Genomic DNA, 12,547 nt, shown 5'->3' on the forward strand with positions numbered 1-12,547 from the left:
GAAAGGGAAAGACATGGCATTTGTACATTTACACACACATACGGAGTACAGTCTTTTGGACGGCTCCAACAAGATAACTGAATATGTGGCGCGCGTGAAAGAACTTGGCATGAATGCGGCTGCCATTACGGATCATGGTGTCATGTATGGTGTCATTGATTTCTATAAAGAGTGTAAAAAACAGGGCATCCGGCCGATCTTAGGCTGTGAGGTCTATGTGGCACCGGGTTCCCGCTTTGACCGTGAGTTGTCGCATGGGGACGACCGCTATTATCATCTGGTGCTTTTGGCAGAAAATAATGTCGGCTATCAAAACCTGATCAAGATCGTTTCCATTGGTTTTGTGGATGGCTACTACTACAAACCGCGTGTGGATATGGAGACACTGGAAAAATACCATGAAGGCATCATCGCCCTGAGTGCCTGCTTAGCAGGCGTGGTACCCCGTTATCTGCAGCGTGGCATGTATGAGGAGGCAAAGGAGATCGCTCTTAAGCACCGTGCCATCTTTGGAGAAAACAATTATTTTCTGGAATTGCAGAGCCATGGGATCGAGGCGCAGGAACTGGTCAACCAGCAGTTGGTGCGCATGAGCAAGGAGACCGGCATTGAACTGGTCTGCACCAACGATATCCATTACACCTATGCAGATGATGCGGCGCCGCATGATGTCCTTTTGTGTATCCAGACCGGCAAGAAACTGACCGACACCGACCGTATGCGTTACGAGGGTGGACAATATTTTGTCAAATCCGAAGAACAGATGGCGGCACTTTTTCCTTATGCACCACAGGCGCTTGCCAATACGCAAAAGATCGCTGACCGCTGTAATGTAGAGATTGAATTTGGCGTGACAAAACTGCCGCATTATCAGGTGCCGGAGGGCTACGACTCCTGGACCTACCTCAACAAACTCTGTTTTGAAGGCTTGCAGGAACGCTACGGAGACCGGGCAGAGGAATTGAAACCGCGTTTGACTTATGAATTAGAGACCATCCAAAAGATGGGATATGTGGATTATTTTTTGATCGTCTGGGATTTTATCAATTATGCCAGAACACATCATATCCCAGTAGGACCGGGACGAGGCAGTGCAGCCGGAAGTCTGGTGTCCTATACGACCGGTATCACCAATATCGATCCGATCCGTTACAATCTATTGTTTGAGCGATTTCTGAACCCGGAACGTGTATCCATGCCGGATATTGATATCGACTTCTGCTTCAACCGCCGAGGTGAGGTCATTGATTATGTCATTGAAAAATATGGCAAGGACTGTGTGACCCAGATCGTCACCTTTGGAACCCTCAAGGCAAAGGGCGTCATCCGGGACGTTGGACGCGTCATGGATATGCCATACAATTATGTGGATTCCATCGCAAAGGCAGTGCCGGATGATCTTGGCATGACATTGGATCTGGCTTTGAAAATGAGCCCGGATCTGCGCAAGATGTACGAGGATGACCCGGAGGTCAAGCGGCTGATCGATACGGCAAAACGTCTGGAAGGTCTGCCGAGGCATACGGGAATGCATGCGGCAGGTGTCGTTATCTCCCAAAAACCAATGGATGAATATGTGCCGTTATCGCGTGGCGGAGACGGTACGATCACAACCCAGTTCGTCATGACGACGATCGAGGAACTGGGACTTTTGAAGATGGATTTCCTGGGACTTCGTACCTTGACCGTCATTGATGATGCTGTCCAGTTGGTCAAGAAAAATTATGGCGTATCGCTGGATATGGATCATATTGATTATGATGATAAAAAGGTCTTAGACCTGATCTCATCCGGTAAGACGGAAGGGATTTTCCAGTTGGAAAGTGCCGGCATGAAGAATTTCATGAAGGAACTGCGCCCGGAGAGTTTAGAGGATGTCATCGCTGGAATCTCTTTGTATCGTCCGGGACCAATGGACTTTATCCCTGCCTATATCAAGGGCAAGAACGACAAGGCATCCATCACCTATGACTGTCCGCAACTGGAACCTATCTTAGCCCCGACCTATGGCTGCATCGTATATCAGGAACAGGTTATGCAGATCGTGCGTGATCTGGCGGGCTATTCTATGGGTCGGAGCGATCTGGTGCGCCGTGCCATGTCCAAGAAAAAGACCCAGGTCATGGAAAAGGAACGCCAGAACTTTGTTTACGGAAATGAGGAAGAGGGCGTCAAGGGTTGCATTGCCAACGGGATCAGTGAGGCTGTGGCAAATAAGATCTACGACGATATGATCGATTTTGCCAAGTATGCTTTCAACAAGTCCCATGCGGCAGCATACGCAGTTGTGGCATATCAGACAGCCTTTTTGAAATATTATTATCCGGTTGAATTCATGGCAGCCCTCATGACTTCGGTGCTGGATAATGCAGGCAAGGTTGCTGAGTACATCATGGTCTGCCGGGAGATGGGCATTGACGTCCTACCACCGGATATCAATGTGGGAGAGGGCAAGTTTGCCGTATCGGACGGAAAGATCCGCTATGGCATGTATGCGATCAAGAGTATTGGACGTCCGGTCGTGGATTTCATTGTGGCAGAGCGTCAGCAGAACGGCGATTACAAGACTATCGAGGATTTCTTAAAGCGTGTCAGTGGCAAGGAAGTCAACAAGCGTGCGGTGGAAAACCTCATCAAGGCGGGAGCCATGGATGGACTGGACGGCAACCGCCACCAGATGATCACGGTATTCCCATCCATCATGGATCGGATTAGCAGTGATAAAAAATCTTCCATGGCAGGGCAGATGACTCTCTTTGACATCGCATCGGATGATATCAAAGAAGAATTTGAGATCAAGATGCCGGATCTGGAAGAATACGATAAGGAAGAATTTCTGGCATTGGAAAAAGAGGTGCTGGGTGTTTATATCAGCGGGCATCCTTTAGAGAAATATACAGAACTTTTAAAAAAGAACGTGACTGCAGGCTGTCGAGATTTTATGCTGGATGAGGAGACTCATAAGGCGACTGTGGCAGACGGGGCAATGGTCATTATCGGCGGCATGATCACGGACAAGACCATCAAATATACCAGAAACAACCAGACCATGGCTTTTATCACCATAGAAGACCTCTTGGGCAGTGTGGAAGTGATCGTCTTTGCCAGAGAATACGAAAAATACCGAAATCTTCTGGAAGTGGACAACAAGGTCCTGATCAAGGGACGTGCCCAGGCAGAGGAAGAAAAGAATGCAAAACTGATCTGTACGGAAATGCATGGATTTGACGAAGTGCGCAAGGAACTCTGGGTCCAGTTTGCGACCAAGGAGGAGTTTGAAGCAAAACAGCAGACTCTCTTCGATGCCATTGCCGATATGGATGGGGAAGATAACATTGTGGTATATATTTCTGCTATCAAGGCGATGAAGCGCATGCCGGCAAATTGGAATATTTCCATAAATGAGGATGCGATGGAGAAAATATCACAGATTTTTGGCAGACAAAATGTAAAAGTTGTGGAAAAGAATGTTGAATTTCAAAGAAAAAGATATTAGAATATAAGTCGAGTGAATGGATTAAATTATAGGAGGAAGTTACGATGGCAAAAGAAGTACAGACAATTGGCGTCTTAACAAGTGGTGGAGACGCACCGGGAATGAATGCAGCCATCCGTGCAGTCGTGCGACAGGCGATTGCCAGAGGTAAAAAGGTCAAGGGAATTAAGCGTGGATATGCCGGACTTTTGCAGGAAGAGATCATAGATATGGATGCGCATAGTGTATCTGAGATCATCCAGCGAGGCGGTACGATCTTGCAGACAGCCAGATGCTTGGAGTTCATTGAACCAGAAGTACAGAAAAAAGCAGCAGACATCTGCAAGAAGCATGGAATAGATGGATTGGTCGTTATCGGTGGTGACGGTTCCTTCAAAGGAGCGCAGAAGTTGGCAACACTGGGGATCAATACGATTGGTCTGCCGGGCACGATCGATCTGGATATCGCATGTACAGAGTACACGATCGGATTTGATACAGCCGTAAATACAGCAATGGAAGCCATTGACAAGGTACGTGATACTTCTACTTCCCATGAGAGATGTTCTATCATCGAGGTTATGGGACGTGGTGCCGGTTACATAGCACTCTGGTGCGGTATTGCCAACGGTGCCGAGGATGTATTGCTTCCGGAGAGATATGATTATGACGAGCAGGCACTTGTCAACCATATCATCGAGGGCAAGAAAAAGGGCAAGCAGCATCACATCATCATCAATGCCGAGGGTATCGGACATTCTGCTTCTATGGCAAAACGTATCGAGGCTGCTACCGGTATTGAGACAAGAGCAACGATTTTAGGACACATGCAGCGTGGCGGAAGCCCGACATGTAAGGATCGTGTTTATGCATCTACCATGGGTGCATTGGCAGTTGACCTGCTTTGCAAGGGAGCATCTAACCGCGTTGTAGGTTATCGTCATGGCGAGTTCGTTGATTTTGATATTGATGAGGCACTTGCAATGACAAAGGGAATTGATGAATATCAGTTCGAGATCTGCAATACGCTTTGCAATTCATAACAGGAATGATATGAGGGGTGATGCCGCGTGCATCATCCCTTTTTTGGTTTTCTACCATGCAGAAAGGCAGGAAGTATGATCACAAGCACCGCAAATAAGCAGGTAAAACACATTATACAATTACAGAAAAAAGCGCGGCTTCGTCGCGAGGAAAATGTCTTTATCGCAGAGGGCCCGCGCATGGTCATTGAGACGCCAAAAGAAATGCTGGAAGAGATCTATGTGGCAGAGTCTTTTGAAGATACCTGGGATGGACCAGTAGATGAGATCGTCAGTGACGCGGTGATGAAGGCTATGTCGGATACACAGACCCCACAGGGAGTGCTTGCTGTGGTAAAAAGACCTTCCTATGATCTGGAGGATATTCTTGCCAGGCGCCCGGCACATCTGCTTTTGGTGGAAGGAATTCAGGATCCGGGAAATCTGGGGACCATGTTTCGCACCGGGGAAGGCGCAGGCGTTACCGGTGTGATCATGCACAAGACGACGGTAGATCTTTTTCATCCAAAGACCGTGCGCTCGACCATGGGAAGCCTTTACCGGGTGCCTTTTTATGTGGCAGAAGACTGGGAAAAAGACCTGCATAGAATCTCGGAGGCAGGCATATCTTTATATGCAGCGCATTTGCAAGGAAAGCAAATGTATGATATGTTTGATTATAGGTCTGATTGCGGATTCCTAATCGGAAACGAGGGTAATGGTCTGACGGATGCGACGGCAGCGATGGCGGACGCTTATCTGCGTATTCCGATGGAGGGATCGGTAGAATCTCTGAATGCGGCAATGGCGGCAGGCATACTCATGTATGAGGTCAACAGGCAGAGAAGACAAAAGTAGGAGGACGTAAGAAGTTGCGTATATGGTTCAAACAGTGGAAAGACAGCCGTATGGTGCGGGATCTGGTCATTGAGGACAATTCGGATGAGACGAGAACGCACAAGGTATTTGGCGCACTGGATCAGGCTTGTTATGATATGGATCTGGGCAGACCTTTATGGCTGGATGTTACGGTGCGTGATTTTAAACGCCAGGCAAAAGCCAGATTTACCAAAGATTGTTTTATGGAAGAAGTTCCGTTTGATTATTTAGAGATCGATGTCATTGAGGAAGACTAGGATGGGTCGAAAAGCAGGGGGTAGTTAGAAATGGAAAGCATAATGATGCAGGACGATTCGGTTTTGTCGTGGAATACGGCAATGCTTTTATACAATTCAGCACTGAAAGAAATGGGAACCAAGATTGAGATCTTAAATGATGAATTCCAGCATGTGCATCAGTACAATCCGATTGAATACGTCAAGACCAGATTGAAATCGCCGGAGAGTATTGTCAAGAAATTGAAGCGCTATGGATACGAGGATTCCATTCAGAATATGATCGAATACTGTAACGATATCGCAGGTGTGCGTATTGTCTGTTCCTTTACATCCGATATCTATCGTCTGGCGGATATGATTGGTAGACAGAGTGATATCACCGTTTTATCCATCAAGGATTATATCAAAAATCCAAAGCCGAGCGGCTATAAGAGTTATCATATGATCGTTACGATCCCGATCTTCTTGTCCGATCGCATGGTAGATACCAAGGTGGAGATCCAGATCCGTACGATCGCCATGGATTTCTGGGCGAGTCTGGAGCATAAGATCTATTATAAATTCGAGGGGCATGCACCGGCGTATATCAGCCATGACTTACAGGAGTGTTCCAAGATTGTATCCGAACTTGACGAAAAGATGCTCATGTTAAATGAGGCGATCTTAAAGGCAAAAGAGGAGCAGGAGAAAAAAGAAGCAGAAGAAAAGTAGAATTGCTTACCCAGTCAACAAGGAAGGTTGACTGGGATTTTTCTTGTCTGTAGCATTGCATATTGTTGTTTTTTGAATACAAAAATAGGTTGAACTGTTGGAAAGAGAATGATACAATAGGGATTGTACTAAAATAAATACATCGCTAAAGCGATGAGGAGTTTATATGGACGAGATGACAGTGAAGGCACTCGCCAAGATCAATATCGGTCTGGATGTGACTGGCGTGCGGGAGGATGGATATCATCTGGTGCGCATGATCATGCAGACGGTGCATATGTATGATCTGGTGACGGTGTCTAAAAGTGCAGAGACAGGCATTTCCATGACGAGCAATGCCAAGTATCTGCCGACCAATGAGGATAATCTTTGTATTAAGGCTGCCAAGTTGCTGGCAGATGAATTTTCCATTACGGATGGTACACAGATCCGACTCAGCAAGAGGATTCCGGTTGCGGCAGGCATGGCTGGAGGCAGTTCAGATGCGGCAGCCGTTTTATATGGTATGAACCGGATCCATGGACTGGGACTTACCAAAAAAGAACTGATGGAGCGAGGCGTAAAGATCGGTGCAGATGTACCTTATTGCCTGATGCGGGGGACGGCTTTGGCAGAAGGGATCGGTGAGGAGTTGACAGAACTTCCCCAGATGATGCGTTGTCCGGTTTTGATCGCAAAACCGCCCATCTCTGTTTCTACCAAGTATGTTTACGAGCATCTGGATGCGATCGAGGATCCGGTGCACCCGGACATAGATGCCATGATCGCAGATATTACAGCGGGAGACCTGCATGCGTTGGGATCCCATATGGGCAATATCTTAGAGGATGTGACTATTCAGAAATATCCGGTGATCGCACAGATCAAGGAGTTGATGCGGCAGAATGGAGCCGTGGTTTCCATGATGAGCGGCAGTGGTCCGACCGTCTTTGGTTTTTTTGATGATGAGGAGACTTTACAGAGAGCAAAGCGTGCAGTAGAGGCATCGGGACTTGCCAATCGCGTACAATGCACGACCATATATAATAATAGGAGATAATAGAGAATGAGTGAAGAATTACAGTTGGACATGGATTCCTATTTGCCCCTGCGAGACGTGGTATTCAATACCCTGCGTAATGCGATCCTGCGAGGGGATCTCAAGCCGGGCGAGCGTTTGATGGAAATGCATTTGGCAAATAAATTGGGAGTCAGCAGAACACCGATCCGTGAGGCGATTCGTATGCTGGAGCAGGAAGGACTTGCCGTGACGATTCCGCGCAAGGGAGCTCAGGTTGCTAAGATGACGGAAAAGGATCTGCAGGATGTCTTAGAGATCCGGGATGCTTTGGATGAACTGGCGGTCAGCATGGCATGCCAGCGTATGACACTGGAATTGTTATTGGAACTCAAAGAGTCTATGAAGGATTTTGAGATCGCAACGAGATCCGGGGATGTGCGAAAGATCGTGGAGGCAGATGAGGCATTTCACAATGTCATTTATCGCATGGCGGACAATCCAAAGTTGGAGACTATCGTCAACAATATGCGTGAGCAGACCTATCGTTATCGCTATGAATATGTCAAGGGCAATAGCACTTACAATCAGTTGATCGATGAGCATGCCAAGATCATCGCGGGCTTTGAGAAAAAGGACAGCGAGTATGTCAAGGCGATCATGCATACGCATCTGGAAAATCAGATCGAGGCTGTGCGCGTGGTTATCCGTGAGCAGGAATAAATTTCAAATTATCAGACCATACTAAGAGACAGGCGAGAGCCTGTCTCTTTTAATGTTTGAGAGGTAGTTAGGATGGAGCAAGGATATAAATTCACAGGAAAGATCGCAGAAGACAAAGGCGCAATGCAAAAGATCTTCGCAAATTGCGACGACATCCTACAGCGGGATATGACGCTGGGAGCAGAGCACGGCATTGACTGCTTTTTACTTTACATTGAGATCACCATGTCGTCCGTTATGTTTGAAACCACAGCCATCGGGCAGTTTTTGACCCGGTTATCTGTCATGCCGGAAAATGAGATTCGGCGGCAGTTGGCAGAAAATGGGCAGGGACTTTCGGACATGGTCTTATATGACACGGCAGAGGAGGCAGCCGCCGGTCTTTTGACCGGGGATGCTATCTTGGTGATCGACGGCTTTGCCCATGCCATGAAGATCCCGGACAAGGGCTATCCGGGGGCGACCGTGCGGGACACAGACTCAGAGAAAGTCCTGCGTGGCTCTAACGAGGGATTCAATGAAAATGTCAAGATCAACACAGCCCTTCTACGCAAACGCCTGCAATCCACAGATCTGAAAGTGGAAAATATGAGTCTGGGCGTGCGCACTAACACCCTGGTCAACCTGGTGTATATGGATGGGATTGTGAAAAAAGGACTACTGGAGCATGTCAAGGCAAGACTATCTGATTTTGTCATTGATGGGATCCTAGACAGCGGGATGGCAGAGCAGTTGACGGAAGAAACCTGGCTGTCCCCATTCCCGCAGATCCAGTCGACCCTGCGCCCGGATCGGGCGGTCATGGCAGTCTTGGATGGAAAAGTCCTCATCCTCTGCAATAACTCTCCGGCGGCGCTGATCGTGCCGTCAGACTACAACTCCTTTATCCAGACCGCCGATGACTACTATCAGCGTCCGATCGTGGCTTCCTTTGGCAGGATGCTCCGCTATGTGGCGTCCTTTCTGGCAGTCGCTATGCCGGGGCTGTATCTGGCGGTTACGAATTTTCAGACCGGCATCCTGCCGACGACCCTGCTGATGTCCTTTGCGGCGGCTCGTCTTGGCGTGCCTTTTCCTGCTGTCGTAGAAGTCCTTTTGATGGAACTATCCTTTGAACTTCTTCGGGAGGCGGGCGTGCGTTTGCCGGGAGCCATGGGTAATACCATCGGTATCGTGGGCGGACTCATCATCGGGCAGGCGGCAGTGGATGCCAATATTGTCAGTCCTATCGTTGTGATTGTGGTGGCGTTTACCGCCCTGTGTTCCTTCTCCATCCCCAATGAGGAATTCGCAGGAGCCTTTAGGATGCTTAAGTTTTTTGTCATCCTTATGAGCGCGTGGCTGGGCTTCTTTGGCTTCCTATGGTCCATGTTTGCCATCCTCATTCATCTGGCACTTTTGAAAAGTTTCGGTCAGCCTTATCTGTTACCTTTTATCGGGGCCAAAGGGGATGAGGAGACCAGACGTAAGGACTCACTGATCCGCTTTCCACTGGGAAAAATCTTCTACCGGTCGGTACATGCAAAATGGGATCAGAAAAGAAAATTCCGTCGGAAAGGAGACGAATAGCCATGCAGATGCAAAACGGAAAAATTTCCCTGCGCCAGTATAAAAGACTGCTCTTTTTTGACATGGTCGGTCTGGGACTGGTCATCCTGCCGGATCTTCTGGCAAGACACGCAGAGCGTGCAGGCGGATGTTCTATTTTCCTGGGAGCCCTGCTCGCCAGCCTGTATGGCGGGCTTTTGCTTGCCTGTATGCGGGGCGGGGTTCGTGATCGGTCCTGGCTCTATCTTCCCTATGGGATCTATCTGCTTTTCGTGGGAGCTTTTGGGCTATACCTTCTGGCAGACCTGGTGCATACCTTCCTGCTGCCGGAGGAGTCCTTTCTCCTGCTCACAGTCCTGATCCTGCTTCTGGTGCTCTATAGCAGGCGCGCCGGTCTGGAAGGGCGGGGACGGACCTTTGAGGTCTTGTTCTGGCCTATGCTCCTGCTTTTGATCATCCTATTGGCACTGGGGGCAAGCAGCCTGCGTGGCATGAATCTTTTCCCACTGCAGCTTTCCAAAAAGGGCTTTGCCTTTCTGGGCTGGTATCCTGCTTTTTTGGTCTTTTCCTCCTGCCAGTTTGTCTTTTTTATGGGGGATGGTCTGGAAGACGGCGTGGATCAGAAAGCCCAGTGGAAAGGAACCTGTGAGATGATCTGGCTGTCAGCCCTTGTCCTCTTCCTGACTTATGAGATGCTGCTTGGCTCTTTTGGCAGCCAGGCATTGGCGGCGGCGGAGACACCGATCATGATCTTTACCAGCAACATTGTCATTCCCGGCGGTTTTTTGCGGCGGCAGGAAGCCCTGGTGGCAGGCGTGTGTTTCGCGGGGCTGATCGCTTTTTGCGGCAGTGGTCTGCATTATGGGATCTTCTGCATCAAGCGAGGGCTGGGACTGGAAAAAAAAGCACACAAGAAAGGGGAAAAGGCAGTTGTCTGGCTGTCAGCCCTTGCCATGCTTCTGATCAGTCTGGGACAGTATTATTACAGTAGAAAAAGCGGCGGACTGGTGGTGCTTCTGGCTTGGCTGTCAGCCCTTGCCCTGTGTTTTCCTTTTTTCCTGATGGAAAGGAAAAAGCGAAAAAGAGGGATGGCACTGGCGGTCCTTTGTCTGGGAATGGTCTTGTTTGGATGTGGCTGTAGTGTGCAGGAACTGGAAAATAAGAGTTTCCCTATGGTCATGGCCCTGCGCGCGGAGGACGGCGACTGCGTGCTTACCTATAAATATATGGATCTGTCCCGGGTGTCCGAAAAAGAAAAGACCAAGCAGGGCAGTGATGAACTGACTGTACGGTCATCCTCCGTGAGAGGTGTCATCCGCCGTATGGATGAGAAAAACGGAAAGATCCTAGACCTCAACCATGTCAAAGTCCTTTTGCTGGAGGCAGAATTTCTGGAAGAAAAGGATTTTATGCAGGAACTGGTGGAGATCGGAAACAGCGGTGTGGATCTGCCGGGCAACATGATCGTTTTTGTGGCGGAGGATGTGGATGCCATCAGCAATCTGCAAGAAGAAATGGACGAAGATCTGGGCAATTATCTGGCAGAGATGCTGGAGGGCAATCCCAATTACGAGGATACCAGCGGAGCGACTTTTAAGAGCCTGATCTGTGACTGGTACAATGGGGGCAGCAGTACTATCCTGCCGAGCCTTGGCGTGCAGGACGATCTGCCGGTCGTGGAGGGCTACTATCTCATGCAGACCGACGTCAGTGGAGATGACCAGATCTTGCGAAAAGTGACCGCAGAAGAAGGCTATGTGGCAGGACTGTGCAGTGGTGCTATTGGCATGGTGGATATGGACGTGGACGGCGGGCAGATCCATCTGGAAAATGTCAAAGTCTCTTATGAATATACGGCGACAAACTCCGGTGTCGGCTGTCAGTTGACCTTTCGCGGAGACATCATACAAAAGGACAGCATTGATCTTTCTGCCCAGAAATTGCAGGAGGCTGCCGCTGCCTATCTGGCGGGCATGATCCAAAATGCATACGAGCAAAAGGGGCTGGATCTTGCCAACTCCTATGGACATCTGCGCTGCCATGATCTGGATCTTTATGAAAAATACCAGGGGCGGGCAGGGGCTTATCGGAAAGATCTGCATCTGGAAACAATCTGTAAATTCCGTGTCGTGGAATAAGGATTGTATAAAAGAAAAATTTGGTTGCATACTTTGGTTAGAAACATCGGATGGATGTCCGGTGTTTCTAATCTTAAGACAGAAAGAGCAGGAAGCAGATATGTATGCAAAAAGGAAAAATATAAGGATCGTGGCAGGACTTTTGATCGTAGGACTACTTGTCCTCATAGGGCAGAGCCGGCATTTGCAGGAGGACTACGCCAGTGAAGTCTTTCGTTTTCATGTGATCGCCAATAGTGATACTGAGGAAGATCAGGCACTCAAATTGCAGGTGCGGGATCAGGTGGGGGCTTATGTTTCGGGATTGCTTGCGACAGCAAGCGATAAAAAGGCGACAGAGAGCATCATCCGTGCGCATCTGAAAGAGATTGAGAAGATTGCGGGGCAGGAGATCGCAAAAGAAGGTTATACCTATCCGGTCACGGCGGCGATCGAGGATGTGGATTTCCCGGAGAAGTTTTACGGCATTTATCATTTGCCTGCAGGTAATTATACTTCCCTACAGGTGCGGATCGGTCAGGCGCAGGGCAAAAACTGGTGGTGCGTCATGTATCCCAATATGTGTTTTCGGGACAATACATATGAGGTCGTGGGAGAGGATGAAAAAGAGCAGATGTACCAGGTCTTTACCTTATATCAGTATAAAAAACTCATCGAGTCCGAGGACAAGCAGATCCGTTTCCGTTATCTCTGATGTCCGTAAAATGTGCAGATAAAAATGCCATGGAAGAGAAGATAGGAATAGGGTATAATCCTATATGAGCCATCCGGGAAGCACCGGGGCTGACAGACTAAGACAGAAAGACAAAGGATAT

The 12,547-nt window shown here is 48.6% G+C and carries 10 protein-coding genes; all 10 read left to right on the plus strand.

Annotated elements, in window-relative coordinates:
• Nucleotides 1-13: 13 nt before the first annotated feature.
• Nucleotides 14-3,496 (plus strand): DNA polymerase III subunit alpha, encoded by a 3,483-nt coding sequence (locus DW183_RS09140; protein ID WP_118281690.1) that lies wholly within the window; start codon nt 14-16, stop codon nt 3,494-3,496.
• A gap of 44 nt (nt 3,497-3,540) precedes the next feature.
• Nucleotides 3,541-4,518, plus strand: a complete 978-nt coding sequence (gene pfkA / locus DW183_RS09145; protein ID WP_118281691.1) for a 6-phosphofructokinase — start codon at nt 3,541-3,543, stop codon at nt 4,516-4,518.
• Between the two features lie 75 nt (nt 4,519-4,593).
• Complete coding sequence (locus tag DW183_RS09150) at nt 4,594-5,355, plus strand: TrmH family RNA methyltransferase (RefSeq protein ID WP_118281692.1); 762 nt, start codon at nt 4,594-4,596, stop codon at nt 5,353-5,355.
• Nucleotides 5,356-5,369: 14 nt separating this feature from the next.
• Nucleotides 5,370-5,633 carry a hypothetical protein gene (locus DW183_RS09155; protein ID WP_118281693.1) on the plus strand — a complete coding sequence of 88 codons (264 nt, stop codon included), beginning with the start codon at nt 5,370-5,372 and terminating at the stop codon, nt 5,631-5,633.
• A gap of 30 nt (nt 5,634-5,663) precedes the next feature.
• Nucleotides 5,664-6,326 carry a GTP pyrophosphokinase gene (locus DW183_RS09160; protein WP_118281694.1) on the plus strand — a complete coding sequence of 221 codons (663 nt, stop codon included), beginning with the start codon at nt 5,664-5,666 and terminating at the stop codon, nt 6,324-6,326.
• 166 nt (nt 6,327-6,492) lie between these two features.
• Nucleotides 6,493-7,365, plus strand: a complete 873-nt coding sequence (gene ispE, locus DW183_RS09165; protein ID WP_118281695.1) for a 4-(cytidine 5'-diphospho)-2-C-methyl-D-erythritol kinase — start codon at nt 6,493-6,495, stop codon at nt 7,363-7,365.
• 6 nt (nt 7,366-7,371) lie between these two features.
• The gene (locus DW183_RS09170) at nt 7,372-8,046 is read left to right on the plus strand and encodes a GntR family transcriptional regulator (protein WP_118281696.1); all 675 of its coding nucleotides are present in this window, start codon (nt 7,372-7,374) and stop codon (nt 8,044-8,046) included.
• Nucleotides 8,047-8,118: 72 nt separating this feature from the next.
• Nucleotides 8,119-9,615 (plus strand): spore germination protein, encoded by a 1,497-nt coding sequence (locus DW183_RS09175; protein ID WP_118281697.1) that lies wholly within the window; start codon nt 8,119-8,121, stop codon nt 9,613-9,615.
• Between the two features lie 2 nt (nt 9,616-9,617).
• The gene (locus DW183_RS09180; protein ID WP_158573056.1) at nt 9,618-11,732 is read left to right on the plus strand and encodes a GerAB/ArcD/ProY family transporter; all 2,115 of its coding nucleotides are present in this window, start codon (nt 9,618-9,620) and stop codon (nt 11,730-11,732) included.
• A gap of 100 nt (nt 11,733-11,832) precedes the next feature.
• Complete coding sequence (gene spoIIR, locus DW183_RS09185) at nt 11,833-12,426, plus strand: stage II sporulation protein R (protein WP_158573057.1); 594 nt, start codon at nt 11,833-11,835, stop codon at nt 12,424-12,426.
• Nucleotides 12,427-12,547 lie beyond the last annotated feature (121 nt).

This window comes from Roseburia sp. AM16-25, from assembly GCF_003473825.1.
GTDB classification, from domain to species: domain Bacteria; phylum Bacillota; class Clostridia; order Lachnospirales; family Lachnospiraceae; genus Pararoseburia; species Pararoseburia lenta.

Coding starts and splice junctions, on each gene's coding strand:
- DW183_RS09180 (WP_158573056.1), top strand. CDS start 9,618: ATGCAGATGCAAAACGGAAAAATTTCCCTGCGCCAGTATAAAAGACTG.
- spoIIR (WP_158573057.1), top strand. CDS start 11,833: ATGTATGCAAAAAGGAAAAATATAAGGATCGTGGCAGGACTTTTGATC.
- DW183_RS09160 (WP_118281694.1), top strand. CDS start 5,664: ATGGAAAGCATAATGATGCAGGACGATTCGGTTTTGTCGTGGAATACG.
- pfkA (WP_118281691.1), top strand. CDS start 3,541: ATGGCAAAAGAAGTACAGACAATTGGCGTCTTAACAAGTGGTGGAGAC.
- DW183_RS09175 (WP_118281697.1), top strand. CDS start 8,119: ATGGAGCAAGGATATAAATTCACAGGAAAGATCGCAGAAGACAAAGGC.
- ispE (WP_118281695.1), top strand. CDS start 6,493: ATGGACGAGATGACAGTGAAGGCACTCGCCAAGATCAATATCGGTCTG.
- DW183_RS09150 (WP_118281692.1), top strand. CDS start 4,594: ATGATCACAAGCACCGCAAATAAGCAGGTAAAACACATTATACAATTA.
- DW183_RS09170 (WP_118281696.1), top strand. CDS start 7,372: ATGAGTGAAGAATTACAGTTGGACATGGATTCCTATTTGCCCCTGCGA.
- DW183_RS09140 (WP_118281690.1), top strand. CDS start 14: ATGGCATTTGTACATTTACACACACATACGGAGTACAGTCTTTTGGAC.